Source organism: Acinetobacter sp. CY17, assembly GCF_059515825.1.
On the sequence record NZ_JCAKMX010000060.1, the window covers coordinates 1 to 1213 of the forward strand.

Annotated in this window: 1 protein-coding gene; it reads right to left on the minus strand. The window is 48.3% G+C overall.

Annotation, left to right across the window (positions count from 1 at the left end; genetic code table 11):
* Window positions 1-1213, minus strand: a 1213-nt coding sequence (locus AC5YCI_RS16250; RefSeq protein WP_496175940.1) for a GA-like domain-containing protein, incomplete at both ends; no start/stop codon positions are given.

The window sequence follows — 1213 nt, forward strand, 5'->3', positions numbered from 1 at the left end:
CGCCATCAGCATCGCCATCTGCGTCGCCATCAGCATCGCCGTCCGCGTCGCCATCAGCATCGCCGTCCGCGTCACCATCAGCATCGCCATCCGCGTCGCCATCTGCGTCGCCGTCCGCGTCGCCATCTGCGTCGGCGTCCGCGTCGCCATCCGCATCGCCATCTGCGTCGCCATCAGCATCGCCATCTGCGTCGCCATCAGCATCGCCGTCTGCGTCAGAATCTGTATCACCAATATCAGGGACAGTGATCAACTCTAAAGCATTTAAGCGATCTTGAAAGCCATCCTGGGGTGTACCAGATGGTAGAGAACTTACTGCTTGTTGTGCAATATCCTTAGCCGCTTGCGCTTCATCAACTAATTGTTGAATGGCTTGACGCTCTTCAGGAGTAATATATTCATCTTCTTCAGCTGCATTTAAGGCATTTAAGGCAGCTTGATGTTTGTCTTCTGCATCTTTTACAAGTGCTTCAGGGTCATTAACTGGCGGTACCACAAGGTCTTCTAGTTCGTCTATACGATCTTGTAGACCAGACTTATCTTCACTCTCAGGTAGGTTATTGACCGCATCTTGAGCTGCGTCTTCTGCATCTTTCGCTGCATCAACTGCATCTTGAATCGCTTGTTGCTCTTCAGGTGTGATTAAACCGTCTTCTTGCGCATCAGCGATGATATCTTCTGCTGCTTGATGTTTGTCTTCTGCATCTTTTACAAGTGCTTCAGCTTCATCAATTGCATCATCTTTACCATTGCCATCTTGGTCATTAACTGGCGGTACCACGAGGTCGTCTAGTTCATCTATACGATCTTGTAGACCAGACTTGTCTTCACTCTCAGGTAGGTTATTGACCGCATCTTGAGCTGCGTCTTCCGCATCTTTCGCTGCATCAATCGCATCTTGAATCGCTTGTTGCTCTTCAGGTGTGATTAGACCGTCTTCTTGCGCATCAGCGATGATATCTTCTGCTGCTTGATGTTTGTCTTCTGCATCTTTTACAAGTGCTTCAGCTTCATCAATTGCATCATCTTTACCATTGCCATCTTGGTCATTAATTGGCGGTACCACAAGGTCGTCTAGTTCGTCTATACGATCTTGTAGACCAGACTTATCTTCACTCTCAGGTAGGTTATTGACCGCATCTTGAGCTGCGTCTTCTGCATCTTTCGCTGCATCAACTGCATCTTGAATCGCTTGTTGCTCTTCAGGTGTGAT